This is a genomic window from Agromyces sp. Y575, assembly GCF_059445445.1.
In genome coordinates this window covers 163,217-187,358 of record NZ_JCAIUI010000002.1, presented here as the reverse complement: position 1 = coordinate 187,358, position 24,142 = coordinate 163,217, and the positions used below count along the sequence as shown (strand labels likewise).

The window sequence follows — 24,142 nt, the reverse complement described above, 5'->3', positions numbered from 1 at the left end:
TGCGACAGTGCGCTGGCGGATGTCGCGGTGTGCCGGCTACACCGCCGTGACCTCGGCCGTGCGTGCCGCGCGGCGCGCGAGCCACCAGATGCCGAGGCCCGAAACGAGGAAGATCGCGGCGAGCACGACCCAACCCGAGAAGCCGTTCGAGATCGCCGTCGCGTTGACGACGAGCGGGGCGGCGAGCGCGCCGACCGAGAAGCCCATGCCGAACACGCCCTGGTAGCTGCCCGCCTGCACGGGGTCGGCGAGTTCGAAACTGAGCCCCCAGCCACCGGCCTGCGAGAACACCTCGGCGAAGGCGTGCGTGATCGCGGCGATCACGAGCACGGTGATCGCGAAGCCGATGGGGAGCCCTGCGGCCGAGGCGTACACGAGGCAGGCGGCCGCCATCAGCCACGCCGCGATGCCAGACACTCGGGCCGCGACCCGCAGGTCGTGCGTGCCCCTCGAGAGCGGCACCTGGAAGATCACGACGATGACGGTGTTGAGGATGAGTAGTGCGGCGATGAGGGCCTCGGGCGCCGTGGTCTCGTTCGCGATCCAGAGCGGCACCCCCAACTCGGCGACGCCGAACTGCATGCCGAACACCGCGGTGAGCGCGGTGAGCAGCAGATACCTCGGGTCTCGCCACGGGGAGTGCCGGCGCCAGCTGCGACGCTCAGCCGCGGCTGCTTCGGCGCTGGCGGCGGCATCGAACGACCCGGTCGCGGTGGTCACCGGCGGCGTCGCGACCCTCCCGGGCGCATCGACGCTCGAGGGGAGCTTGACGAGCTGGATCAAGCCGAGCAGGTAGAGCGCGCCTGCGCCGAGGATGAGCGCGCGGTACGCCTCGGCTGTGCCGATGGCGAGCGCGAGCGCGCCGAGTCCTGAGCCGACGGCGATGGAGATGTTGGTGATTGCGCGCAGCATCGCCCGCGCGTGCACACGACCCTGACCTTCGAACGCCCGGGCGATGATCGCCGCCCGCGTCGAGTTCGCGGCCTGTCCGAAGGCGCCGCAGACGACCGCGACCATGAGTGCGGTGATGAAATCGCCGGCGAAGACGTACGCGATCAGCGCGAGGCCCTCGATCGTGGTGAAGACGATGAGGAGGCGCTTGGCGCTGAAGCGATCGGCGAGCCATCCGCCGGCGAGGGTCGCGCCGACTGCCGCGGCGCTCGAAGCGGAGAGCACGATCGCTACCTCGTGCGGCGCCAGGCCGACGATGAAGGTGAAGTAGAGCACCGTGACAGTGAGGAAGATGCCGCGGCCGACGCGCGAGATGAGGGTCGCGCCGACGAGGATGCGCAGCACCGGGTCGGACACGGATGCCGCGACGCGGGCGACGAGCGAGGGCTTCGGCGGTGATTCGGGGTCGACGGTCGGCACGGTGCCCGTGTCGGGGGGCGATGCGGGGGTAGGGCTCACTCGTACAGTTCTTCCAGAACCGCCGTCGTGGCGAAATTGATGTAGCGTTTTGCTTCATGTTGCGATACGTGCTCAACGAGGGCGACGTCGCGGCCGTGCGCTTCGGCATCTCGCCGCTCTGCGAACTCGGACTGTCGCTGCGCGCGATCGACGACCCCGCCCGATTCCCCCTGCAGCTGCCGTGGCTGCGCCGCACCGAGGCAGCGCGTGCCAACCTCGACGTCGAGGCACTGCACGGCCTCATCGACGAGCGGCTGTGGACGCCCGACTTCATGAACCCGCGCCCCGAGTCGCCGCTGACGCGCCTCGACGACGAGTTCGAGCAACTGCTCGCCACACCTCCGCAGACCTTCATCGGCGACCTCGTCGCGGTGCACGGGCACGTGCCGGCCGTGTTCGCCGGCTCGCCGAAGACCGCGATTCGGCGCATCGTGCGTGCGCTGCACGAGCTCTGGGACGCCTCGTTCGCGCCGTACTGGCCGCGCATGCGTGCGGTGCTCGAGGCCGACGTCGTCTACCGGGGCCGCCAGATCGCCCAGAGCGGGCTGTCGACCATGCTGAATGGCATCTCGTCGACGGTCGACTACGCCGACGGGGTCGTCTCGGTGCGGCTGAGAGACCCGAACGACCGCCTGCAGCGCATCGACGGCCTCGGCCTCACGCTCGTCCCCACGATGTTCACGCGCCGAGGCTCCGCGCCGGTCGGCGACGGCCCACCGATGATCATGTACCCGGCGCGCGGCCAGGGCGCGCTCTGGGAGACCGAGCGGTTGGCCAATCCCGCCGCGGTCGCTGCGATCCTCGGCGAGACGCGGGCGAGCCTGCTCTCCGCTCTCGGCGACCCGGCCTCGTCGACAGAGCTCGGCGTGCGCTTCGGCGTCACCCCATCGGCCGTCAACCAACACCTCCGCGCCCTACGCGATGCCGGCCTGCTCGTCTCGACGAGGTACGGGCACAGCGTGCTCTACCTCCGCAGCGAACTCGGCAGCGCCCTGCTCGACGCCCGTACCGGCTGACCGGGTCCGGGGGTTTCGAGACGGCGCTGGCGCGTCTCCTCAACCTATGGGCCCGCGGGTTGAGGAGGGAGCGAAGCGACCGTCTCGAAACCCCTTTCGTACCCGGGGGTTTCGAGACGGCGCTGGCGTGCCTCCTCAACCTATGGGCCCGCGGGTTGAGGAGGGAGCGAAGCGACCGTCTCGAAACCCCTTTTCGCGACCCGGGGGTTTCGAGACGGCGCTGGCGTGCCTCCTCAACCTATGGGCCCGCGGGTTGAGGAGGGAGCGAAGCGACCGTCTCGAAACCCCTTTTCGCGACCCGGGGGTTTCGAGACGGCGCTGGCGCGCCTCCTCAACCTACGGCTGCTCAGGCGGGGTCGGGCGAGACCCGCAGCACGAGCTTGCCGCGCACGTGCCCGGCCTCGAGCAGGCGGTGCGCCTCGGCGCCCTCTTCGAGGGGGAGTTCTCTCTCCACGTACACACGTACGGCACCGTCGTCGATGAGCCGCGTGATCACCGAGAGCGTGCGGGCATCGGGCGAGACGGTGTAGCCGCTCGAACGGATGCCCCGGGCTGCGGCCTCCTCGGCCATGCTCGGCCAGGATCCCGTGGGTACCGTCACGATCAGGCCGGCCGGCCGGAGCGCGTCGAGGGAACGGGTGCCCGTGGCATCCGTCACATTGCCGAGCAGGTCTATGACCACGTCTTGGTCGGTGACGACCTCTTCGAATCGTTCGACGTTGTAGTCGATGACGCGGCGTGCACCGAGGCCGCGTACGAAGTCGGCGTTGCGGGCGGAAGCTGTGGCGGTGACGACGGCCCCGAAGTAGGCGGCGAACTGCACGGCGAAGTGGCCCACCCCGCCTGCACCCGCGTGGATGAGCACGCGCTGCCCGTCGTGCACGCGCGCCGTGTCGACGACTGCGCCCCACGCGGTGAGCGCCGCGAGCGGCACCGCCGCCGCCTCGGCGAAGGAGAGGGAAGCCGGCATGCGGGTGATGCCCATCGAACTCACCGAGATCAGTTCGGCGTAGCTGCCGCCGGTCCGGGGCACCCGGCCCATGCCGTAGACGCGGTCACCAGGCTGCAGCGGATGGGCCGTGTAGGGCACCGCCTCGACCACGCCGGCGAAATCGCCGCCGAGCACGGCCGGGTAGGCGGGGATCGCCCTGGCGACTCCGCGCCCGGCTCGAGTCTTCGCGTCGATCGGGTTCACGCCGGCTGCGACGACCCGCACGAGCACCTCGTCGCTGATGCGGATCGGCTCGGGCATCTCTGCCATATGCAGCTCGTCGGCTCCGCCTGTCTGATCGATCACCAATGCCCGCATCGACACACCCTCCCGAGATTGTCCTTCGCCCAGTATCCGCCATCGCTATGATCGCACCGACACCCGGGTGACCGGTGGCGTCGCCGAACAGGGGGAGTGCGAATGCGTGCGGAATGGGGCGTCATCAGGATCGCGGCGGCGGCCGGCATCGTCACCGCGGTCGTCGGCTGGTACCCGTACCCGTTCCTGAACCCCGACATCGCGCCCGGCGTCGGCTACGACGGCGTGACCGTCTACGTCATCGCGATCGCCGCGTTCCTGCTCGTCGGCGCCGGCATCCTCGGCATCAGCCGGGCGGCCTCGGCGTACCGGACGGCGCCCGAGGAGCCCGCGGCCGCATGAGCGCGATAGCCGGCAGATGACGAACCCGGCGAACGGCGACGGCGACGGCGATGGCGCCGGTGACGGCGACGGTGATGGCGCCGGCCCGATCGAGCGACTGCGCACCCAGTTGCGCCGTGCACAGGAGTACTACGTGCCGACGATCGATCCGGCCGCTTCGGCGCGAGCGGCCGTCGAGGCTCGCGCCTTCGTCGATTCACATCTCACCGTGCTGCAGGAGGCCGCAGAGATCGCCGCCGATCGGGTCGTCGAACTCGACGGCGATCGGATGCCGGTCTGGAGCTACTGGGACGGGCCCGAGGAGTCCGCGCCGCCGCTCGTGCGGGCCTGTCTCGCCCAGCTGCGGCGGGTGCATCCTGAGGTTCGCATCCTCGACGCAGAGACCGTCGCCGAGTTCGTCCGGCTGCCGCCGATCGTCGAGCAGCGGCTGGCCGAGCGTCCTGCGCAGCGTTCGGACCTCATCCGGGTCTCGCTGCTCGAGCGGCACGGCGGCATCTGGGTCGATGCCACTGCATACGCGCCCCGGCCGCTGACACCGCGAGTTGAACCGCTGCTCGGAGCCGGCTCGTTCTACCTGCGCTGGGCGGGCAACGAGATCTCGAACTGGTTCATCGCGGCCCGGCCGGGCAATCGCCTGATCGCGCTGCAACGCGCCGCCCTCGAGGCGTGGTGGCGCGAGCGCGACGAGCTGCCCGACTACTTCCTCTACCACCGACTGTTCACGGCGATCATCGCGGCCGACGATGGAGCGCGGCGCATTGCGAGCGCAATGCCGAAGCGCAGCACCATTCCGAGTCATCTGTTGCAACTCGCGATGCTGCGGCCGTACGACGCCGATGAGGTCGCCCGCATCCTCGACGTGGCACTCGTGCAGAAGCTCAGCTACAAGTACGACGCCGACGCGGTGCCCGAGGGCTCCGTCCTCGCTCGGTTGCTCGCGGGTGAGCTGCCGACTCGGCCTCAGCGCTGACGATCGCGATTCGCGCCGGGAAGGCTCAGGCGCGCGTGTGCTGCAGCCAGCGGGCGATACCCTCGCGCAGCAGCGCCGTCTGCACGGGCAGCCCGTCGTCGCGGGCCGGCAGTTCGACGAGTGGCGCGTCGAGCGCGGCAGCCCATCGCTCGGCGAGCGCGTACGGATGCACCGGGTCGCGCGGTGCGCCGACGACGAGTGAACGGATGCCGCGGGCTCCGAGCCCGGCGAGCTCGGAGTCGGCGGTGAACGCTCGGTTGCGCGGGATCTCGACGAGGCGCATCGCCCGCCGCGCGGCATCGGGAGCGGTGAACTGCGCGAGGAGCGCTCGCCCGCCAGAGGGCGAGACGGAGGCGACGTGGTGGAAGATCGCGCGCTCGCGGAACTCTTGAATGCCCGCCGGCCCGGCGTCGGCGAGGATCTGTCCGATCACGGGGAACGGGCGCAGATTCTCGGGCAGCGATTCGTCGCTGAAGGACGGCCGCACGAAGATCGCCCGCTCGATGGGCAGCAGTTCGTCGAGCGCGAGCCGCAGCGCGAGCGCGGCACCGAGAGAGACGCCGATGATGGTGAGCGGGGCGGATGGCTCGGGCGCAGGTTCGCCCGCTTCGGCGATCGTCTCCCGCACGGTCGCGGCGACTTCAGCGGCGAGCCGGTCGATCCGGAAGTCGTCGGGTTCGCCGACCGTGAGGAACCCGCCGTGCGCGCGGATGTCGGGTGCGACGATGAGTTCGTCGGATCCGATCGCCGCGTGCACCGCGGGCGTGAAGAGGTCGAGGGGCTGGCGTCGGTCGGCACCGAGGCCGTGCAGGAGGACGGTCGTCACGCGAGAGCACCCGGCCGGTAGATCGCACGTGGGTCGTGGTCGGCGCCGGCTGGCCGGATCGCCGTGAGCAGTTCGTTCGCGAACCCGACGAGGATCGCGATCTGATCGTCGTCGCGGTCGACCCACCGGCACTGCGGCTCGGCGGCGACCGGAATGAAGTCGTCGTGCTGCTCCCACACGACGAGCGTGCGCTCGGCGCCCAGCACGTACTGCTGCCACCAGACCTGACGCAGGTATCCGCGTGGGATTCCGCGCCACGGTTTGGAGGTGGTCTTGATCTCGCAGAGTTCGAGGGTGCCGTTCGGCGCGATTCTGAGGCCGTCGGGTGTCGCGAGGTGGCGGCGTTCGAATTCCGAGTGGTACAGCAGCGTCGACGGCTCGATGCTGTAACTGTGTCGTGCCCACTCGGCGATGACGGGTTCGCGTGCCCGGCCGTGGTCGGTGTAACGGCTCCCGCCGAAGCTGTACCGGCTGCCGTGCAGCTTCTCGTGCGCGGCGGTGCGCACCGATTCGCGCGTCGCGAGCTTCGCGGCATCCGTCGCGGTGATGCCCTGTGATCGCGCCCGCAGCCAGGCGACCCGATCGCTCGAGTCGGCCACGACGCGCGACTGGCACGGATGCCGCGGGCGCTCCTCGACCGCGACCGCAGTCGTCACACTCTCGAGATCGAAGAAGGCGAAGGGGGTGTCGGGCACCCCTCGAGCGTACCGCTGGGCTCCGTCGTCGGTGCGCCATACTCGCGGTCGCCTGCAGCAATTCAGGACGGGAGGAGCGTGTCGCGGCGTGTCGGCGGCAAATCAGGGGTGCGACACGTCTCCGGACCTGAATTGCTGCAGGTGGCGAGGTGGCGAGGTGGCGAGGTGGCGAGGTGGCGAGGTGGCCGCGAACAGGGGGCAGCGGATGCCGCGTCAGCGCGCTGCGAGCGCGTCGATGCCCTCGGGTGAGAGCGCGTGGTGGATCGCGAGCATGCTCGCCCCGAGCACGGCCGCATTCTCCGCCGCGGCCGATTGCACGATCGCGAGGTGCTCGGTCGCGAGCGGCATCGAACGGGTGTAGACGACCTCTCGCACGCCGGCGATGAGGTGCTCGCCGGCCCTCGCCATCGAACCGCCGATCGCGACGACCGAGGGGTTCACGAGGCTGACGCACGCGGTGAGCACTTCGCCGATGTCGCGACCGGCCTGGCGCACCGCTTGGATCGCATCGATGTCGCCGCGCTTGACGAGCTCGACGACATCGTTGCCGGATGTCGCGTCGACGCCCTGCTCGCGAAGCGCCCGGGCGATGGCGGGGCCCGAGGCGAGGGCTTCGAGGCATCCGCGGTTGCCGCAGTGACAAGGCACCTCGCTGCCGCGCGCGACGCGCACATGGCCGATGTCACCCGCGATGCCCTGCGCACCGCGCTGCAGCAGGCCGCCCGAGATGATGCCGGAGCCGATGCCCGTGGCGACCTTCACGAACATGAGGTGCTCGACCTGCGGCCAGGCGAGGGCGCGTTCGCCGAGCGCCATGATGTTCACGTCGTTGTCGACGAGCACGGGTACCTCGAGGTGCTGCTGCACCCAGCCGGGCACGTCGAAGCGATCCCAGCCGGGCATGATCGGGGGGTTCACCGGGCGACCGGTGGAGTGTTCGACCGGTCCGGGCACGCCGATGCCGATGGCCGCGAGCTCGTGCCGGTCGCGGCCGAGCCCTTCGATGAGTGCTCGGCCGGCGTCGACCATCCAGCCGAGCACCGCCTCGGGGCCCTCGGCGATGTCCATGCGCTCGCCGCGTGAAGCGAGCACCGTGCCGGTGAGATCGGTCACGGCGATCGTGGCGTGCGAGGCACCGAGGTCGGCGGCGAGCACGATGCGCGCCGCGGGGTTGAGCGCGAACTGCGATGGCGGGCGGCCGCCGGTCGAGGCGGCATCGGCCACGGGGGAGACGAGCCCGAGCCGCATGAGTTCGTCGACGCGCGCCGCGATCGTGGATCGCGCGAGACCGGTGGTGGCCGCGAGGGACGCGCGGGTGCGGGGTGCGCCGTCGCGGAGCAGCTGGAAGAGCTCGCTCGCCCCCGAGGCACCGAGTGCTGATCCCCGGCTGATGTCAACCATGCACTGAGTAAAGCACACGGTCTTCGCGCGCACACAAATCTCGAAGATGTAACGACTTCTGCAACTTTTGATGAACGGCTAGCAGAAGTCATCATTCTTGTGCCACCATATCGACCATGACAATGGATGTCGTCGCCCCGGTCCGCACTCTTCGTGCGGGCTTCGTCGGTGGCGGCTTCATGGCCGCCGTGCACTCCCGGGCTGCTCGCACCGCGCGGGCCGAGCTCGCGGGCGGTGCCTCATCGTCGGCAGATCGCGCTCGCGACGCCGCACAACGGCTGGGGTTCGCCACGGCGTTCGACTCGGTCGCCGCGCTGCTCGACGACCCCGGGATCGACGTCGTGCACGTCTGCACGCCGAACGCGACGCACGCTGCGATCGCTCGGGTCGCACTCGAGGCGGGCAAGCACGTCATCTGCGAGAAGCCGCTCGCGACGTCGGCGACGGATGCCGCGGCGCTGACCGCACTCGCCGCCGATCGGGGCCTCGTGGCCGCCGTGCCGTTCATCTACCGCTTCCACCCCATGGCGCGCGAGGCACGTGCCCGCGTCGCCCGCGGCGAGACCGGGCGGCTGCTCAGCGTGCAGGGTGCATACCTGCAGGACTGGCTCGCCGCACCTCATGACGACGATTGGCGGGTCGACGCCGCGCTCGGCGGCCCGTCGCGCGCGTTCGCCGACATCGGCTCGCACCTCGTCGACCTGCTCGAGTTCGTCTCGGGGGAGCGGATCGAACGACTCAGCGCCTCGACCCGCACCGTCTACGAGGCCCGCGCCACGCACGACGACATCGCCACCGAAGACCTCGTCGCCGTCGTCGTCGAGCTCTCTTCGGGCGCTGTCGGCACACTGCTCGTCTCGCAGGTGGCGCCGGGCCGCAAGAACGCCCTCTCGATCGAGCTCGCCGGCACCGAGGCGAGCGTGCGGTTCGAGCAGGAGCGCCCCGACACCCTGTGGCTCGGGCGCACTGACGCGTCGAGCATCATCGAGCGCGACCCGGCACGGCTCGCCGAAGACGCAGCACGGCTGGCGATCGTGCCGGCGGGGCATCCGATGGGCTACCAAGACGCGTTCAACGCCTTCATCGCCGACGCCTACGCGGCGATCGGCGGCGCGTCGCCAGAGGGGCTGCCTCGCTTCGACGACGGTCTGCGCGCGGTGCGCGTGACCGAGGCGGTACTGGAGTCCGCGGCATCCGGCAATTGGGTGGAGGTGGCCGCATGAGCGCGGAACAGCAGGAGCCGAGGGGCGACACCGGGCGCGGCACCGTGCTCGACGCCGACCCGGTGCTCGTCGCCACGGGCCTCGAGAAGTCGTTCTTCGGCGTCACGGTGCTGCAGGGAGTCGGCCTCACGCTCCGGCCGGGCGAGGTGCACGGCCTCGTCGGTGAGAACGGCGCGGGCAAGTCGACGTTCATGAAGATCCTCGCCGGCGTCTACGAACGAGACGCGGGCACCATCACGCTCGGCGGCGCCGACGTGGCGTTCAGCCACCCGGTCGAGGCGGCACGCGCGGGGCTCGCCACGGTCTTCCAGGAGTTCAACCTGCTGCCCGAGCGCACCGTCGCGCAGAACGTTTTCCTCGGCCGCGAGCCGCGGCGCGGCGGCTTCGTCGACAAGAGGGCGATGCTCGCCGAGACGAGGTCGCTGCTCGCCGACCTCGGCATCGACACGATCGACGCGGATGCTCCGGTGCGCACGCTCACCGTCGCCGAGCAGCAGATCGTCGAGATCGTGAAGGCGCTCTCGGTCGACGCGCGGGTCATCCAGATGGACGAGCCGACGGCCGCGCTCGCCGACCACGAGGTCGAGCTGCTCTACACGATCGTGCGTCGCCTCTCCGAACGCGGCGTCGCCATTCTCTACGTCTCGCACCGGCTGAAGGAGATCTTCGACCTCTGCGACACGATCACCGTGCTGAAAGACGGCGCACTCATCTCGAGCGGACCGGCCGCCGAACTCGACACCGACGAACTCGTGCGCCGGATGGTCGGTCGACCGATCTCCGCCTACTTCCCGGGGGCGGAGGAGGGCACCGTCGTCGGCGATCCGCGGCTCGAACTGCGCGGCGCGGGCAACGCCTACGTCGACGGCATCGACCTCGAGCTGCGCGCCGGCGAGATCGTCGGTGTCGCCGGCCTGCAGGGCTCGGGTCGCACCGAGCTCGTCGAAGCGCTCTTCGGCATCGCGCCGTTCACCCGCGGCGAGATGCTCCTCGACGGACGGCCCGTTCGCATGACCTCGGCGCGGCAGGCCGTGAAGGCGGGCGTCGCGCTCATCACCGAAGACCGCAAGGCCCAAGGGCTCGCCCTGAACCAGTCGGTCGGTGACAACGCGCTGCTCGTGATCCGCTCGGTCTTCGCTCGTCGCACGAGCGAGGCGCGACGTGAACTGCCCGGCGTGCTCTCCTCGCTCGAGGTCGCCTCGCGCGGAGTCGACCAAGAGGTGCAGTATCTCTCGGGCGGCAACCAGCAGAAGGTCGTGCTCGCGAAGTGGCTCGCCACGAAGCCGCGCGTCGTACTGCTCGACGAGCCGACCCGCGGCATCGACGTCGGCGCGAAGGTCGCCGTCTACACGCTCATGCGGCGGCTCGCGAAAGAAGGAGTCGCCATCCTCATGATCTCCTCCGAACTGCCCGAGGTCATCGGCATGTCCGACCGCATCATCGTCATGCACGACGGCCGCGCCTCGGCAGAGCTGCAGGCTCGCAGCGACGAGGCGACGATCCTCTCGGCGGCCACCGGCACGCTGAGGCTTCCTGAGCCAGGGCCCGCAGCGGCCGAGGCTCAGGGTACCGCGAGCCCGGCGAGCGAATCGGATGCCTCGGGCGAGGAGGACGATCGATGAGCACCGTCACCGCGACATCCGCTCGCCGAGGTCGTCGTCGCCGCCTCGACGCGAGCCTCATCGTGGGCATCGCGCTCGTGGGCGTCATCATCATCGGCGCCATCCTCGTCGCAAGCATCGGGCGCAACTTCTTCAGTGCAGGCAACATCCGCGACATCCTCACGGGCATGAGCGTGCTCGGCTTCGTCGCGATCGGCCAGACGCTCGTGATCCTCTGCGCCTCGCTCGACCTCTCGGTGCCCTACGTCGTGAGCCTCTCGAGCCTCATCGCGGCCGACATGATGGCCGGCAACCCCGCGAACATCCCGGTCGTGGTACTCGCGGTGCTCGTCGTCGCTGCGCTCATCGGCCTCGCCAATGGGCTCATCGTCACAAAGCTCAAGGTCAACGGGTTCATCGCGACGCTCGGTACCGGGCTCATCATCAAGGGCTATCTCGACACGAACTACAAGGGCACGAGCGGCGAAGTGCCGTGGGAGTTCCAGCTGATCGGCGCGACCGGCGTCGGGCCGGTGCCCGTGTCGACGCTCATCATGCTCGTCGTCGCACTCGCCGGAGCGTTCTTCCTCGCCCGCACCCGAGTCGGCAACCACATGTTCGCCGTCGGCGGCAACGAGCAGGTCGCGCGCCTCTCGGGCATCCGCACGGCGCGGCCGGTCATCGTGGCGCACATGCTGTGCTCGATCACCGCGGCGCTCGCCGGTCTCCTGCTCGCGAGCCGGCTCGGCGTGGGCAGCCCGACCGTCGGCACCCAGGGCGGCTACGACCTGCTCTCGATCGCCGCGGTCGTGCTCGGCGGAACGCTGCTCTTGGGCGGCCGCGGTTCGATCTGGGGCACGATCGGCGGTGTCGCGATCTTCGCGGTCGTCGACAACGTCATGAGCGTCATGCAGGTCAACCCCTTCTTGAAGGACGTCGTGCGCGGGGTCGTCATCGTCGCCGCGGTCGCGGTCTACACGAGCCGATCGCTCGACCGGCGACGGCCGAGATTCGGCGCGGGCGGGCTCGCTTCGACCCTTCGACAGGCTCAGGGCGCCGCTGGCTCAGCGAGCGACGACTCGAAGGAGGCATCGTCATGAGCGCCGCGACATCCGACCAGCCCACGGCCGGCCAGCGCCTCGCCGGTTTCGGCCGAAACCTCGTGAGCCCCCGCGGCGCCGTCTTCCTGCTGCTCGTCGTGCTGCTCGTGGCGATCACGGTGCTGAACCCGTCGTTCGCCGAGCCGAGCCAGTTCATCCGCTTCGTGCAGCGTGTGGCGCCCGTCGCCATCGTCGCGATCGGCCAGTTCTTCGTGATCGTCGGCGGTGAGTTCGACCTCTCGATGGGTTCGGTCGTCACCGCCCAGGTTGTGATCGCCGGCAACCTCATCGGCCAAGACGAGGCGAAGTCGTTGCCGGTGCTCGCGTTCATGCTCGCGTTCGGCGCGTTCATCGGCCTCGTGAACGGCCTCATCGTCACCCTGCTCAAGGTGCCGAGCTTCATCGCCACGCTCGGCATGATGCTCGCCCTCCTCGGCGCCATCCTCTACTGGACAGGCGGCGCCGCCACAGGCAACCCCGCAGACGGGTTCCGCGAGATCGGCCGAGGCGGCATCCGCGGTCTTCCGGTCATCGAGATCCTGCCGTGGTCGGTCGTGGTGCTCGTCGTGGTGCTCGTCATCGCGATCTGGTTCGCGCGACGACCGTTCGGCCGCACGATCATCGCGCTCGGCGACAACCCGACGACGGCGCGCTACTCGGGCACCCGCACGTGGTGGGTGAAGACCTCGACCTTCGTGATCTCCTCGCTCGCGGCGACCATCGCGGGCGTGCTGCTCGTCGGCTACGCCGGGGTGCACCCGAGCGTCGGTCGCGGCTACGAGTTCACCGCGATCACCGCGGTCGTGCTCGGCGGCGTGGTGCTCGGCGGCGGTCGCGGCTGGGTCGTCGCTGCGGCGGCCGGCGCGTTCGCGCTCGAAGCACTCTTCACCCTCTTGAACTTCGCGGGCGTGCCATCGACGTACCGCGACGCGGTGCAGGGCGCGATCATCATCCTCGCCGTCGCCTATGCGGCTACCACCATCCGCGCGCGCCGAAAGGGTCGTGCGCTCGAAGCACCGACGACTCCGCCGGCACCGGTTGCCCCCGACTCGCCGTCCGCGGCGACCACGGTCTCGCCGTCGGTTTCGTCGGACGTGCCGACCCAGACTTCGCCGTCCGCGGCGACCCAGACTTCGCCGGCACCGGCGGAGGAGCAGGATGCTGCGGCATCCGCTCGCCCTGCACCCATTCCCTCAACGCTGAGGGCAGACAACGAAACCAAGGGAGGTTCGTGATGCGACGCAGGTATGCAGTGGCATCCGCCATGGTCGCCGCTCTCGCGATGATCGCACTGGCCGGATGTACCACCGACCCGAATGTGGCCGCGCCGTCGGATGACGCCGGAGCCATGGAGGAAGCGGTCGAGTGGTTCGACCAAGAGCTCTTCGACAAGCAGGACGCCGAACGATCCGTCGTGCCCGAAGGGCCCGAGGGGCAGCCATGGCTGCAGTACATCAACGCCGAGATGACCGACACGGCGGAGTACGCGGGAACGGGCGCGAAGAAGGCGTGCTTCGCGAACGCCTCGATCTCCAACCCGTGGCGCACCACCGGCTGGATCACCATGAACCAGCAGCTGAAGGTCATGCAGGACGCGGGGGTCATCTCCGAGATGGAGACCCGCGACGCGCAGGACTCCGACGACACGCAGATCGCCGACATCGACTACTTCATCGAGGAGGGCGGCTGCGACATCTTCCTCATCTCGCCGAACTCCACGGCGGCGATGACCCCGGCCGTCGAGCGTGCGTGCGACACCGGAAAGCCCGTCGTGGTCTTCGACCGCGGCGTGCAGACCGACTGCCCCGTCACGTTCATCCACCCCATCGGCGGATTCGCGTGGGGTATCGACACCGCCGAGTTCCTCATCGAGGAGCTCGAACCGGGCTCGAAGGTCGTCGCGCTCCGGATCCTCCCGGGCGTCGACGTGCTCGAACAGCGCTGGGCCGCGGCCGAGAAGCTCTTCAGTGAGAACGACATCGACGCGGTCGACTACTTCTCAGGGGGCGACCCCGCCGAGATCAAGAAGATCATCTCCGACGAACTCGCGAAGGGCGACGTCGACGGCATCTGGATGGATGCCGGTGACGGCGCCGTCGCGGCCATCGAGGCGTTCGAGGACGCCGGCGTCGACTACCCCGTCATGACGGGCGAAGACGAGATGAGCTTCCTGCGCAAGTGGAAGGAGACGGGCCTCACCGGTCTCGCACCGGTGTACTCCAACTTCCAGTGGCGCACGCCGCTCCTCGCCGCGCAGAAGATCTTCGCGGGCGAGGAGATCCCGAAGGAGTGGGTGCTGCCGCAGAGCCCGATCACCGCAGAAGAGGTCGACCAGTACCTCGAGGCGAACGACGGCATGCCCGACGGCCACTACGCGAAGTTCGGTGGAGAGGACCTGCCCGGCTACCCGCAGGTGTGGCAGGAGCGCATCATCCCGTAACCGGCGGGAAGACTCGTTGGTCGAGTAGGCGCAAAGCGCCGTATCGAGACCCGGCGACCGGCCTTCGGGCTCAGGAGGCCGGGTCTCGATACGCTCGCTTCGCTCGCTAGATCTCGATACGGCGCCGGCGCGCCTACTCGATCCGGCGTTCGACCAACGGGGACCGACTGGCGGTTCCCTCACTGCAAGGAGGCAGCATGCGTCGCATCGTCGGTGTGAACACCTGGGTCTGGACATCGCCGCTCGATGATGCCGCGCTCGCCGAGATCGCCGCGAAGGCGGCGGGCATGGGCTTCGGCGCCATCGAACTGCCGGTCGAGAACCCCGGCGATTGGTCATCGGATGCCGCGGCCGAGGTGCTGCACGAGCACCGACTCGCTCCAGTCGTGGTCGGCGCGATGGGCCCCGGCCGCAACCTGATCGCGGCGCCCGGCTCCGAAGTCGTCGCCACGCAGAACTACCTCGTGCACTGCGTCGGCGTTGCTGAACGCCTTGGCGCCCGCATCGTCGCCGGCCCGTTCACCGCGGCCACCGGGCGCACCTGGCGCATGGATGCCGAGGAGCGCGAGGAGCGCTATCACGAGCTCCGGGGCAGCCTCGGGCCGGTCGTGCGGGCGGCGGAGCGCAGCGGCATCCGTCTCGCCATCGAACCACTCAACCGCTACGAGACGAGCCTCATCAACACCGTCGAGCAGGCGCTCGAGGCGCTCGGCCCGTTGCTCGGCCCCGGACTCGGCCTCGCGCTCGACAGCTACCACCTGAACATCGAGGAGCAGCGCATCGGCGACGCGATCCGCCTGGCGGGCGAGCATCTCGCATACGTGCAGGTGTGCGGCAACGACCGCGGCGCGGTCGGCGACGACCACATCGACTGGCCGGCCTTCCTCGACGCGCTCGACGACGTCGGCTACGGCGGCCCGCTCGGCCTCGAGAGCTTCACCGGCGACAACGACACCATCGCGGTCGCCGCCTCGGTGTGGCGCCCGCTCGCCGTGTCGCAAGACGAACTGGCGGCACGGAGCATCCGTTATCTCACCGCGCTGCAAGACGAAAGGGAACGACGATGAGCTTTCGAGAGCCCCCTGAGCCTGTCGAAGGGAACACATCGGCCGCTTCGACGAGCGCAGCGAGCGGTCCCGCAACCCACCCGGTCACGCTCTTCACGGGCCAGTGGGCCGACCTCCCGTTCGAGGAGGTCGCGCGCCGCGCGGCCGAGTGGGGGTACGACGGCCTCGAGATCGCCTGCTCGGGCGACCACCTCGACTTGAAACTCGCCGATGAGGAGCCCGGCTACCTCGACGAGCGGCGCGAGATCCTGCAGCGACACGGGCTCGAGGTGTACGCGATCTCGAACCACCTGACCGGCCAGGCCGTCTGCGACGACCCGATCGACTTCCGCCACCAGGCCATCGTGCGGCCTTACACCTGGGGCGACGGTGACGCCGAGGGGGTCAGGCAACGTGCCGCCGACGACATGAAGCGCGCGGCTCGCGTCGCGCGGGCGCTCGGCGTCGACACCGTCGTCGGGTTCACGGGTTCGAAGATCTGGCCCTACGTGGCGATGTTCCCGCCCGTGCCCGTATCGGTCATCGACGCGGGCTTCGAGGACTTCGCGAACCGGTGGAACCCGATCCTCGACGTCTTCGATGCCGAGGGCGTGCGGTTCGCCCACGAGGTGCACCCCTCGGAGATCGCGTACGACTACTGGAGTTCGGTGCGCACTCTCGAGGCGATCGATCGGCGACCGGCGTTCGGCTTCAACTGGGACCCGTCGCACATGATGTGGCAGCACATCGATCCGGTGGGCTTCATCTGGGACTTCAAGGACCGCATCTACCACGTCGACTGCAAGGACACGCGGATGCGCCCGACCAACGGCCGCGCCGGCGTGCTCGGCTCGCACCTGCCGTGGGGCGACCCTCGCCGCGGCTGGGACTTCGTGTCGACGGGCCACGGCGACGTGCCCTGGGAGGACGCATTCCGCGCACTCGATGCGATCGGCTACGACGGACCGATCTCGGTCGAGTGGGAGGACGCGGGCATGGACCGGCTGCACGGTGCAGCCGAGGCGGTCGGATACATCCGCTCGCTGCTCTGGCCGAAGCCGGCAACGTCGTTCGATGCGGCCTTCTCGAACCAGTAGGTCCCGTCAGTCGGGGATGCTCCAGTAGTACGCGACGCCGCCGGGGTGCAGCTCGGTGATCGCCATGTCGACCGAGCGGTCCCACGTCGCATCCGTGTGCCCGGCGTAGAGGATCGTGACCGAACCGTCGGCTTCCGGCTCGACGGAAGTGACGATGCCGGTGTGGTCGCGATCGCCCGAGTCATCCCAGTCGAACTGCACGACGTCGCCGACCTTCACCGAGGCGCGCTCATCATCGGTGAGCGCGGTCGCGCGCTCGGGGTGCTCCTCGAGGTAATTCATGAGCGCGGTCGAGCTGATCCACGCGTCGGCGCTGTCGTAGGCGTTGCCCGACTCGTCGTACCACCACTCGTCGTCTTCGATCCAGCCGCGGGCGAGCAGTGACTGGCTCGTGAAGTTCACGCAGTCGTTCTCGTCGACGTATCCGAACTGGTCGCTCTCGGTGTCGTTCCAGTGTTCGTAGGCGTACTCGAGTTGCGCGGCGACCGAGGTCGAGTAGGCGGAGAAGTCGGCCACCTGGGCTTCCGATTCGGATGCCTCGCGGTCGTCGCCGTCGACACCCGTGGTCGTGTCACCGGACGTCGACGCCTGAGCATCACCGGCCGAGCTCGCCTGAACGATCGCCCATGCGCCGCCGCCGATGGCGAGGATGCCGACCAGGCCGAGCGCGACGAGCGTGCGGCGAAGGCGGTAGGTACGGTCGGTCGTGGTAGGGGCCATCGCTTCCACGGTACGAAATGAAGCTGTGCAGACGCCCGCGCCGCGCCGCGCCGCCGTGCCGTCAGTCCTGTGGCTCGAACTCGTTGAGCCGCCAGCTCTGATCGAACCACGGCTCCAGAGGGCCGTAGATGCGGAAGAGCTGGAACCACGACTTGCCGGGGATCGTCTCGACCCAGTTCGATTCCTTGCCCTCGGGCGCCTGCGGGCCGAAGTAGAGGTCGTACGAACCATCGTCGTTGGCCGCCACCTTGCCGTCGTTGCTGGCAACGGCAGGGTAGGGGGTCGATGGAACGACGAGGAGCGACCGGGTCTGCGTGTCGTAGACGTCGACCGCCCAGAAGTTCTTCGCCGGCGGGTTCGGATCGACGTGCAGCCTGTAGGTGCGCGCGCCGTCGAGAAGGTCGCCGTTCGCGTCGTGCACCGTGTAGGCGTACGCCGATCCGGCACCGACCTGGGCGTGCGCCATCGCCGGGGTGATGACCGTGGCGAGGTAGTGGAACTGGGTTCGGGCGTCGAGCAGGCGGGCTCCGTTGCGCAGGAACTCGTAGCTGCCGCCGACGAAACCGTTGCGCCACGAGCCGTAGAGCACGGCGTCGGGGTCGCGCGGCGCGTAGGCGATCACGCGCGCGATGCCGGCGGCGATCGGTGCGGCCCGCTCGAGGATGGCCTTGAGCCGCGCGTCGGGCGCGAACGGCTGTCCTTTCACGATGCCGATCGCGGCGAGCTGCCCGGCCCGTTCGGCGTCGAGTGCGTCGGTCGGCTCTTCCTGCACGAGTTCTGACACTTCCTCGTAGAACGAAAAATCGTTGGCGTGCACCGTGTTGATCGCGAGGTCGGAGATGTTGATGAACTCGTTCGCGTCGGGATTCTCGGCCTGCGCCAGCGGATAGATGCGCGTCTGCTTCATGGCCGGGACCCCGCCGAGTGCTCGCAGCACGACGAAGTTCGTGAAGGTCGGAGTCCGATACGTGAAGTACCCGTCTGGCACTTCGCCGTCGTAGCCCGGCGGGAGGAACAGGTACTTGCCGCCGGCTCCCCGATCGGGCCCGGCGATGCCCATGTCGGCCACGTACCGGAACCAGAAGTCGTCGACGACGCAGAGCGACTGCGGCGGCGCTTCGATGACCGTGGGGCCCCAGGCCTTCAGGTCGAGCATCGTGACACCGTAGGTCGTCTCCGTGTTCGGCGTGAGGTAGAACGCCTTCGACGTCGCCCTCGGTTCGGTGATGCCGATTTGCCGAGCCGTAGTGACACCCGCAGCGCGCAGGCCCTTTCGGAACGCCACGAGCGACGCACCCGGCACGGCATTCAGGAACACTTCGATGCCTCGCATGAGGTCGAGCGCGTCGTAGGCGGTGTCGACCGTCTCGGGCAGCGGCACCCCGTCGAAGAAGCGCAGCTCGCCGAACGGCGACGACACCGTGTCGGCGGTACTGAGCGACGCAACTGCTTTCGCCATCTCATCTGCGTTCAGTCCTGAACTGACCTGGTCGGGCTCTGACATGATTCCCCCATCATCGACGGCCGCTCCGCTCACTCTGGCAGCGGACCGGTTCACTGACAAGGGGCGTCGACGAGCGAGCGGATGCCGCGGGCGGACGAGGCGCGCCGAGGCATCCGCCCAGCCCGGCTTCGTGGCCCGTTCCGGCCATTCGCGAGTGGCCGGAACGCGCGATGTCCGGTGAGGGCCGGCCGCGGTGGAATCGGAGCGTGCTGAATCGCCCCGACCGGGGTGGCACCGTTCCAAGGGAGTCATCATGGACACCGACACCGACACCGACACGACGGCCGCCGAACGCCGCACCCGCGCCTCGATCGCCTTCGGGCGCAAGCGCGGCTACTACCGGCTGCTGTTCGAGGCCGGACCCGTGGATGCCCCGACCTTCGCGGCGCTCGCCGCCGTGCCGGAGCACCTCGCGCGCGCCTGGCTCGAGGAGCAGCGCGCGGCGGGAGTGCTCCGCGTCGTCGAGGCCCCGACCGGCGACCGCCAGGAGCTGTTGCTCCCGGGCGAGCACGTGCCGATCCTGCTCGGCGATCACGGCGGACCGGAACTCGACAGTGCCCGCGTGCTCCTCGCCGAGCACCGCGCCGAACTGCCGCGCGTGCTGTCCAGCGTGGTGTGGTCCGAGGATTCCTCGACTTCCTAGACTTGGAGCGTGCAGCCCGAGGATCAGATCATCCGCTATGCGGAGTTCGGCGGTTCGTCGATCGCGTGGTCCGCGGTCGGCTCGGGCCCGCCCCTCGTCATCGGCGGCTGGTGGTCGAGCCATCTCGAATACGACTGGCGGAACACGAAGTTCCGGCGGTTCGTCGCGCTGCTCGCGCGACATCGGACGGTGATCCGCTACGACCGACCGGGAGCGGGCGTCTCCGATCGGGGCGCGCTTCCCGCCCGCTCGCTCGAGGAGGAGCTCGCGACCCTCGAGGCACTCGTCGAGGAGGCGGCTCCGGCTCCGGCGGTGATCTCGCTCTTCGGCGCATCGTCGGGCGGCGGGGTCGCGTCGCTGTTCGCGGCGCGGCATCCGGAACGCGTCGACCGGCTCGTGCTGTACGGCAGCTACGCCCGCGGCGTCGACCTCGCACCGCCCGCCGCCCGCGAGACGATGCTCGCCGTCATCGACCAGCACTGGGGTCTCGGCTCGCGTGTGCTCGCCGATCTGTTCCTGCCCGACGCGACGGCCGAGGAGCGGAGTGAGTTCGCCGAGTTCCAGCGACGTTCCGCTTCCCGTGAGGTCGCACGCGCCTCGCTGCAGGCGGTGTACGACTTCGACTCGACGGGCCATCTCGGCGACGTGCTCGGGCCGACGCTCGTGCTGCACCGTCGTGATGACCGCGCCATCCCGTTCGCCCTCGGCAAAGAGGTGGCGAGCGGCATCCGCAATGCCCGCTTCGTCGCGCTCGAAGGCGACGACCACTATCCGTGGCGGGGCGACTCGGACTCCGTCGTCCGCGAGACGCTCGCCTTCCTCGGCGTGCCAGTCGAGGCGGCGCAGTCCGGGAGCGCGGCAGGCGGACCCGGAGCATCCGGCGCGCCCGCCCGGCTCAGCGAGCGAGAGCGCGAGGTGCTGCGTCTCGTCGCCCGCGGCGAGACGGACGCCGAGATCGCCGCCCACCTCGTGCTGTCGGCGCACACCGTGCATCGCCACATCGCCAACATCCGCACGAAGCTCGGCGTCCCGTCGCGCACCGCCGCGGCCGCGTGGGCGCTCCGAAACGAGCTGATCTGAGGCCCGCCCGCCTGCGCCTGCCTGCGCCCGCCGAGCTTGTGCAGCAATTCAGGAACGGAGTTGGCGTGTCGACGGATCGGTCGGCGTGTCGCGGCCGCGACACACCTCCGAACCTGAATTGCTGTAAAGAGCGGATGCCGCGAGGTGGCCGGTTCCGGCCACCCGCAGTTGGCCGGTTCGGGCGGTTCCGCACGACGCGACTGCGGCGTTGATTTGCCTCTCGTGCCGCGCATCCGCCGGCCGAACCATGACGCAAGGAACCGACGATGTCCGAGACCCCGACCACGGCCGCCGCCTTCGCGACGACCACGGGCATCGCCCCGCGGTACGTCCGCGAGTGCCGGCCCGTACCTGAATTGCTGCATACCCCGCAGCGGATGCCGAGGTGGAGACGCGCGAGTAGTCTTGACCGACGGACCGCTCGGCATCCCGCGCTGCGCGCCGAATTCCCGTGGAGAACGAGTGCCTGCGATCCGGATCACCTCACGCAACGCCCGCTTCCAGTTGCTCCAGACGTTGCTGGCGAACCGCACGAAGCGGCACCGCGCCGGCGAGTTCATCGTGCAGGGTGTGCGACCCATCAACCTGGCCGTCGAGCACGGCTGGGAGATCCGAAGCCTGATCCACGACGTCGACCGGAAGCTCTCGACGTGGGCCCGCGACCTCCTCGACCGCAGCCGGGACGCCGAGGAGATCGCCATGTCATCCGAGCTCCTCATGGAGCTGAGCGAGAAATCCGACGGTGCCGCCGAGCTGCTCGCCGTCGTTGCGATGCGCCCCGATGACCTGGACCGGATGCCGGTCGCCCCCGACTTCCTCGGCGTGGTCTTCGACCGGCCCACCCAACCGGGGAACATCGGCTCGATCATCCGCTCCGCCGACGCGTTCGGCGCGCACGGGGTCGTCACCACCGGCCATGCCGCTGACCCGTACGATCCGAAGTCCGTGCGCGCGTCGACGGGATCCTTCTTCGCCGTGCCAACCGTGCGTGCAGCCTCGCAGCGCGAAGTCATGGAGTGGGTGGAGGCGCAACGGGTGGCGGGCACGCCGATCGTCGTCGTCGCCACCGATGAGGTCGGAGACGCCGACGTGTCCGCGTTCGATCTGACGCAGCCGATATTGCTGCTCATCGGCAACGAGACGTCGGGGTTGTCCCAGAGCTGGCGTGAGGCCGCCGATGTGACGTTGTCGATCCCCATGACGGGAGCGGCGAGCTCGCTCAATGCGGCGAACGCGGCTTCGATCGTGCTCTACGAGGCGAGGCGCCAGCGGCTCGCGTGACATCTGCTGCGTCTCGTGGCCACGCGGCATCCGCTCATGGAAGTCATAGGAAACGCAAAGCCGCGCGCGGATACTGGAAACATGAGCACTGCACCGGCCTCGGCCTCGGCCCCGCACCGCGCCCCCGCCATCGCGAAGGGCGACGGGTCGATGGTGCGAGTGCTCGTGGTCGATGACGAGCACTCGCTCACCGAACTGCTCAAGATGGCTCTGCGCTACGAGGGCTGGGACGTGCGTACCGCGAGCGACGGCTACTCCGCAGTCAAGATCGCGCGCGAGTTCCGCCCCGACGCGATCGTGCTCGACATCATGCTGCCCGACATCGACGGGCTCGAGGTGCTCCAGCGGGTGCGGGCCGATGGTTCAGAGACGCCTGTGCTCTTCCTCACCGCGAAGGACGCGCTCGACGATCGCATCGCCGGTCTCACCGCGGGCGGTGACGACTACGTCACCAAGCCGTTCAGCCTCGAAGAGGTCATGGCGCGCCTGCGCGGACTCATCCGCCGCTCGACGCTCACTCTCGCCCAGGCGAAAGACCCGGTGCTCGTCGTCGGCGACCTGACGCTCGACGAGGACTCCTACGAGGTCGCCCGCGCCGGCGTGCCGATCGAGCTCACCGCGACCGAGTTCGAGCTGCTGCGTTTCCTCATGCGCAACCCGCGCCGGGTGCTCTCGAAGGCGCAGATCCTCGACCGGGTCTGGTCGTACGACTTCGGCGGCAAGGAATCCGTGGTCGAGCTCTACATCTCGTACTTGCGCAAGAAGATCGATGCCGGCCGCGAGCCGATGATCCACACCGTGCGCGGCGCGGGCTACATGCTGAAGGCCGTCGGATGACCCGGCCGGGCGATCCCGGCCATGCGACGTCTGCGCGGGCGACCGTGACCGCGGCGACGCCCGCGCTCGGCGACGACGAGGCAGCGGATGCCCCGGGCCGACGCCACCCCTGGACCCTGCACCGTCGACTCCTCGTCGTGGTCGCCGCGCTGCTCATCGCCGTGAGTGCGGTGATCGGCGTGGCGACGGTGCTCGTGTTCCATACCTCGTCCGTCGATCGCCTGGACGCGAGTCTGCGTGCGACGGCGACACGCGCGGTCGAGGCCTCCCCGTCCGGAATGTCCCTGGACCCCTCAGCGAGCGTTGACGAATTCCTCCGGGTGCCTGGCCAGCCGGAGGGCACGCTCGGCGCGCTCATCCTCCCCGACGGCAGGGTCTTCGCGAAGTACATCTCGACAGGAGGCGAGCTACCCGACCCGGGCGAGGGCGCGACACTCCCGCTGGCCGAGGTGCCCGCCGACGGGCAGCCGCACACGATCACCGCAGGCTCGCTCGGTGACTACCGGGCACTCGCCGTGCAGACGCAGCCCGAGTACCGGGTCGTGCTCGCACTGCCGCTCACCGATCTCAACGCTCAGACCGTTCAGCTGGCCTGGACGATCGCGATCGTGGCACTCGCAGGACTCGTGCTCGCTCTCGCGGTCGGCTCCGTCGTCGTGCGGCGGGCGCTCAGCCCCCTCGCCGAGGTCACCGCGACGGCGCAACGCGTCTCGGAGCTCCCGCTCGATCACGGCGACGTCGCACTCGCCGAACGGGTCGACATCGACGACGAACGCACCGAGGTGGGGCAGCTCGGTGGTGCGTTCAACCGCATGCTCGGCCACGTGGCATCCGCTCTCTCGGCGCGTGAGCAGAGCGAGCAGAAGGTGCGCCGTTTCGTCGCGGACGCGAGCCATGAGTTGCGCACGCCGCTCGCCTCGATCCGCGGCTACGCGGAGCTCACTCGCCTGCACGGCGGTGAGCTGCCGCCTGACGTCATGCACGCGATCGGCCGCATCGAGTCGGAGTCGGTGCGCATGACCGAGCTCGTGGAAGACCTGCTGCTGCTCGCTCGCCTCGACGAGGGGCGCGAGCTCTCGGCGCTGCCGGTCGACCTCGGCCGGGTCGTCGTCGAGGCGGTCGGCGATGCGCAGGCAGCCGGCCCCGGCCACGATTGGGAGGTGCGGCTTCCGGATGCCCCGGTGACCGTGATCGGCGATGAGCCGCGCCTGCGCCAGGTCGTGACGAACCTGCTCGCGAATGCCCGCGTGCACACGCCAGAGGGCACCTCGGTCGTCGCGTCGCTCGCGCGCGTCGGCGACGATGTCGTGCTCTCCGTCGAGGACGACGGGCCCGGCATCCCACCGGAGCAGGTGGACTCGCTCTTCGAACGTTTCGCGCGCGGCGACTCGTCACGATCGCGTCTTGCCGGAAGCACCGGTCTCGGGCTCGCGATCGTGCGTGCGGTGGTCGAGGCGCACGGCGGCGACGTGTCGGTGTCCAGCGAGCCCGGGCGCACCGAGTTCGTCGTCGAGCTGCCTCTCGCTCCGGAGGACGTGCCCGCCGCACATGGAGGGTAGCGCTGCACCCGGGTTGGGCCGGGCGGGCTGCGGCGCTGGAGG

Annotated in this window: 22 protein-coding genes; 15 read left to right on the top strand and 7 right to left on the bottom strand. The window is 69.6% G+C overall.

Annotated features, from left to right (window positions below):
• Positions 1–36: 36 nt before the first annotated feature.
• Positions 37–1,410 (bottom strand): MFS transporter, encoded by a 1,374-nt coding sequence (locus AC1C2U_RS07005; RefSeq protein ID WP_495361020.1) that lies wholly within the window; start codon positions 1,408–1,410, stop codon positions 37–39.
• A 56-nt stretch (positions 1,411–1,466) separates the two neighbouring features.
• On the opposite strand from AC1C2U_RS07005, the gene AC1C2U_RS07000 reads away from it, so the two are divergent.
• Complete coding sequence (locus AC1C2U_RS07000; RefSeq protein WP_495361019.1) at positions 1,467–2,426, top strand: ArsR/SmtB family transcription factor; 960 nt, start codon at positions 1,467–1,469, stop codon at positions 2,424–2,426.
• Positions 2,427–2,772: 346 nt separating this feature from the next.
• Here the strand turns inward: AC1C2U_RS07000 and AC1C2U_RS06995 are convergent, their stop codons facing one another.
• Positions 2,773–3,687 carry an NADP-dependent oxidoreductase gene (locus AC1C2U_RS06995; protein WP_495361018.1) on the bottom strand — a complete coding sequence of 305 codons (915 nt, stop codon included), beginning with the start codon at positions 3,685–3,687 and terminating at the stop codon, positions 2,773–2,775.
• 150 nt (positions 3,688–3,837) lie between these two features.
• On the opposite strand from AC1C2U_RS06995, the gene AC1C2U_RS06990 reads away from it, so the two are divergent.
• Positions 3,838–4,077: a hypothetical protein gene (locus AC1C2U_RS06990; RefSeq protein ID WP_495361017.1), complete on the top strand. Its 240-nt coding sequence runs from the start codon at positions 3,838–3,840 to the stop codon at positions 4,075–4,077.
• Between the two features lie 16 nt (positions 4,078–4,093).
• Positions 4,094–5,047: a capsular polysaccharide synthesis protein gene (locus tag AC1C2U_RS06985; protein WP_495361016.1), complete on the top strand. Its 954-nt coding sequence runs from the start codon at positions 4,094–4,096 to the stop codon at positions 5,045–5,047.
• A gap of 25 nt (positions 5,048–5,072) precedes the next feature.
• On the opposite strand, the gene AC1C2U_RS06980 is transcribed toward AC1C2U_RS06985, so the two are convergent.
• From AC1C2U_RS06980 to AC1C2U_RS06970, 3 genes are all read right to left on the bottom strand, one after another.
• Positions 5,073–5,873 (bottom strand): alpha/beta fold hydrolase, encoded by an 801-nt coding sequence (locus AC1C2U_RS06980; protein ID WP_495361015.1) that lies wholly within the window; start codon positions 5,871–5,873, stop codon positions 5,073–5,075.
• Positions 5,870–6,568 carry a YqaJ viral recombinase family protein gene (locus AC1C2U_RS06975; protein ID WP_495361014.1) on the bottom strand — a complete coding sequence of 233 codons (699 nt, stop codon included), beginning with the start codon at positions 6,566–6,568 and terminating at the stop codon, positions 5,870–5,872. Before AC1C2U_RS06975 ends, AC1C2U_RS06980 begins: the two co-directional genes overlap by 4 nt.
• Before the next feature lie 213 nt (positions 6,569–6,781).
• Entirely contained in the window at positions 6,782–7,969 is a 1,188-nt protein-coding gene (locus AC1C2U_RS06970; protein WP_495361013.1) for an ROK family transcriptional regulator, read from the bottom strand.
• Positions 7,970–8,085: 116 nt separating this feature from the next.
• Here AC1C2U_RS06970 and AC1C2U_RS06965 point away from each other — a divergent pair, with 116 nt between their 5' ends.
• From AC1C2U_RS06965 to AC1C2U_RS06935, 7 genes are all read left to right on the top strand, one after another.
• Complete coding sequence (locus AC1C2U_RS06965) at positions 8,086–9,192, top strand: Gfo/Idh/MocA family protein (RefSeq protein ID WP_495361012.1); 1,107 nt, start codon at positions 8,086–8,088, stop codon at positions 9,190–9,192.
• Positions 9,189–10,814, top strand: a complete 1,626-nt coding sequence (locus tag AC1C2U_RS06960; protein WP_495361011.1) for a sugar ABC transporter ATP-binding protein — start codon at positions 9,189–9,191, stop codon at positions 10,812–10,814. The genes AC1C2U_RS06965 and AC1C2U_RS06960 overlap by 4 nt, the downstream gene beginning before the upstream one ends.
• Positions 10,811–11,893, top strand: coding sequence for an ABC transporter permease (locus AC1C2U_RS06955; RefSeq protein WP_495361010.1), 1,083 nt, complete (start codon positions 10,811–10,813; stop codon positions 11,891–11,893). Before AC1C2U_RS06960 ends, AC1C2U_RS06955 begins: the two co-directional genes overlap by 4 nt.
• Positions 11,890–13,128, top strand: a complete 1,239-nt coding sequence (locus AC1C2U_RS06950; RefSeq protein ID WP_495361009.1) for an ABC transporter permease — start codon at positions 11,890–11,892, stop codon at positions 13,126–13,128. Before AC1C2U_RS06955 ends, AC1C2U_RS06950 begins: the two co-directional genes overlap by 4 nt.
• On the top strand, positions 13,128–14,333 hold the full coding sequence (locus AC1C2U_RS06945; protein WP_495361008.1) for a substrate-binding domain-containing protein: 1,206 nt from the start codon (positions 13,128–13,130) through the stop codon (positions 14,331–14,333). The genes AC1C2U_RS06950 and AC1C2U_RS06945 overlap by 1 nt, the downstream gene beginning before the upstream one ends.
• Before the next feature lie 197 nt (positions 14,334–14,530).
• On the top strand, positions 14,531–15,400 hold the full coding sequence (locus AC1C2U_RS06940; protein WP_495361007.1) for a sugar phosphate isomerase/epimerase family protein: 870 nt from the start codon (positions 14,531–14,533) through the stop codon (positions 15,398–15,400).
• Complete coding sequence (locus AC1C2U_RS06935; protein WP_495361006.1) at positions 15,397–16,476, top strand: sugar phosphate isomerase/epimerase family protein; 1,080 nt, start codon at positions 15,397–15,399, stop codon at positions 16,474–16,476. Before AC1C2U_RS06940 ends, AC1C2U_RS06935 begins: the two co-directional genes overlap by 4 nt.
• 6 nt (positions 16,477–16,482) lie before the next feature.
• On the opposite strand, the gene AC1C2U_RS06930 is transcribed toward AC1C2U_RS06935, so the two are convergent.
• On the bottom strand, positions 16,483–17,196 hold the full coding sequence (locus AC1C2U_RS06930) for an amidase domain-containing protein (RefSeq protein ID WP_495361005.1): 714 nt from the start codon (positions 17,194–17,196) through the stop codon (positions 16,483–16,485).
• Positions 17,197–17,257: 61 nt separating this feature from the next.
• A complete protein-coding gene (locus tag AC1C2U_RS06925; RefSeq protein WP_495361004.1) occupies positions 17,258–18,700 on the bottom strand; it encodes a DUF1254 domain-containing protein in 1,443 nt (480 codons plus the stop codon).
• A 253-nt stretch (positions 18,701–18,953) separates the two neighbouring features.
• Between AC1C2U_RS06925 and AC1C2U_RS06920 the strand changes: the two genes are divergently transcribed.
• The 5 genes from AC1C2U_RS06920 (at position 18,954) to AC1C2U_RS06900 (ending at position 24,100) form a co-directional block, all read left to right on the top strand.
• Positions 18,954–19,343, top strand: a complete 390-nt coding sequence (locus tag AC1C2U_RS06920; RefSeq protein ID WP_495361003.1) for a hypothetical protein — start codon at positions 18,954–18,956, stop codon at positions 19,341–19,343.
• Between the two features lie 9 nt (positions 19,344–19,352).
• On the top strand, positions 19,353–20,423 hold the full coding sequence (locus tag AC1C2U_RS06915; protein WP_495361002.1) for an alpha/beta fold hydrolase: 1,071 nt from the start codon (positions 19,353–19,355) through the stop codon (positions 20,421–20,423).
• Between the two features lie 462 nt (positions 20,424–20,885).
• Complete coding sequence (locus tag AC1C2U_RS06910; RefSeq protein ID WP_495361001.1) at positions 20,886–21,704, top strand: TrmH family RNA methyltransferase; 819 nt, start codon at positions 20,886–20,888, stop codon at positions 21,702–21,704.
• An 81-nt stretch (positions 21,705–21,785) separates the two neighbouring features.
• The gene (locus AC1C2U_RS06905) at positions 21,786–22,541 is read left to right on the top strand and encodes a response regulator transcription factor (RefSeq protein ID WP_495361000.1); all 756 of its coding nucleotides are present in this window, start codon (positions 21,786–21,788) and stop codon (positions 22,539–22,541) included.
• Positions 22,538–24,100: a sensor histidine kinase gene (locus tag AC1C2U_RS06900; RefSeq protein ID WP_495360999.1), complete on the top strand. Its 1,563-nt coding sequence runs from the start codon at positions 22,538–22,540 to the stop codon at positions 24,098–24,100. The genes AC1C2U_RS06905 and AC1C2U_RS06900 overlap by 4 nt, the downstream gene beginning before the upstream one ends.
• Positions 24,101–24,142 lie beyond the last annotated feature (42 nt).

Excerpts from the sequence above, each read along its gene's own strand:
- AC1C2U_RS07000 (WP_495361019.1), top strand. The coding sequence starts at position 1,467 with ATGTTGCGATACGTGCTCAACGAGGGCGACGTCGCGGCCGTGCGCTTC.
- AC1C2U_RS06995 (WP_495361018.1), bottom strand. The coding sequence starts at position 3,687 with ATGGCAGAGATGCCCGAGCCGATCCGCATCAGCGACGAGGTGCTCGTG.
- AC1C2U_RS06990 (WP_495361017.1), top strand. The coding sequence starts at position 3,838 with ATGCGTGCGGAATGGGGCGTCATCAGGATCGCGGCGGCGGCCGGCATC.
- AC1C2U_RS06985 (WP_495361016.1), top strand. The coding sequence starts at position 4,094 with ATGACGAACCCGGCGAACGGCGACGGCGACGGCGATGGCGCCGGTGAC.
- AC1C2U_RS06970 (WP_495361013.1), bottom strand. The coding sequence starts at position 7,969 with ATGGTTGACATCAGCCGGGGATCAGCACTCGGTGCCTCGGGGGCGAGC.
- AC1C2U_RS06965 (WP_495361012.1), top strand. The coding sequence starts at position 8,086 with ATGACAATGGATGTCGTCGCCCCGGTCCGCACTCTTCGTGCGGGCTTC.
- AC1C2U_RS06960 (WP_495361011.1), top strand. The coding sequence starts at position 9,189 with ATGAGCGCGGAACAGCAGGAGCCGAGGGGCGACACCGGGCGCGGCACC.
- AC1C2U_RS06955 (WP_495361010.1), top strand. The coding sequence starts at position 10,811 with ATGAGCACCGTCACCGCGACATCCGCTCGCCGAGGTCGTCGTCGCCGC.
- AC1C2U_RS06950 (WP_495361009.1), top strand. The coding sequence starts at position 11,890 with ATGAGCGCCGCGACATCCGACCAGCCCACGGCCGGCCAGCGCCTCGCC.
- AC1C2U_RS06945 (WP_495361008.1), top strand. The coding sequence starts at position 13,128 with ATGCGACGCAGGTATGCAGTGGCATCCGCCATGGTCGCCGCTCTCGCG.
- AC1C2U_RS06940 (WP_495361007.1), top strand. The coding sequence starts at position 14,531 with ATGCGTCGCATCGTCGGTGTGAACACCTGGGTCTGGACATCGCCGCTC.
- AC1C2U_RS06935 (WP_495361006.1), top strand. The coding sequence starts at position 15,397 with ATGAGCTTTCGAGAGCCCCCTGAGCCTGTCGAAGGGAACACATCGGCC.
- AC1C2U_RS06930 (WP_495361005.1), bottom strand. The coding sequence starts at position 17,196 with ATGGCCCCTACCACGACCGACCGTACCTACCGCCTTCGCCGCACGCTC.
- AC1C2U_RS06925 (WP_495361004.1), bottom strand. The coding sequence starts at position 18,700 with ATGTCAGAGCCCGACCAGGTCAGTTCAGGACTGAACGCAGATGAGATG.
- AC1C2U_RS06920 (WP_495361003.1), top strand. The coding sequence starts at position 18,954 with ATGGACACCGACACCGACACCGACACGACGGCCGCCGAACGCCGCACC.
- AC1C2U_RS06905 (WP_495361000.1), top strand. The coding sequence starts at position 21,786 with ATGAGCACTGCACCGGCCTCGGCCTCGGCCCCGCACCGCGCCCCCGCC.
- AC1C2U_RS06900 (WP_495360999.1), top strand. The coding sequence starts at position 22,538 with ATGACCCGGCCGGGCGATCCCGGCCATGCGACGTCTGCGCGGGCGACC.